We start from the raw sequence: 455 nt of genomic DNA on the forward strand, positions 1-455 counted from the left end.
CAGAAAGGCAATCTTGGCAGTAATGACGGGCTCGGCCTGATTGCTACTGAGGTGGATAACAGCCAGGAAGGTCGGATCACTGCCAAAGGCATGATCGACGCAAATATCAAGGGACTCGATCAGCAGGGCAAAGGGCGGCTGGTCAGTAATGCCGGCATCATACTCGACCTGAACGAGGGAACCCTGGCCAATGGCGCTCAGGGCCTGATCGCCACGCCTGGAACCTTGCTCCTGCGCCAACTCGGCATGGTGGACAACAGCGGCGGGGAAATTTCCAGCGACCGAGCCTTCACACTCACCACCTCCGCACTGACCAACCAGGGTGGCCGCCTGCGCAGCGGCGGTGTACTGACGTTGCGCATCGCCCAGGCTCTGGACAACAGCCTCGAAGGTGTTCTCTCCGGCACCGGAGGCCTGGATATCCGGGCGCTTGCCCTGGACAACCGCAGTGGCTT

General features: G+C 61.1%; 1 protein-coding gene. It reads left to right on the forward strand.

The window, feature by feature from the left end:
• A partial coding sequence (locus tag MUU51_RS00065; protein WP_258966844.1) for a hypothetical protein occupies positions 1-455 on the forward strand: 455 nt, incomplete at both ends.

The organism is Scandinavium manionii (assembly GCF_024764775.1).
GTDB lineage: Bacteria > Pseudomonadota > Gammaproteobacteria > Enterobacterales > Enterobacteriaceae > Scandinavium > Scandinavium manionii.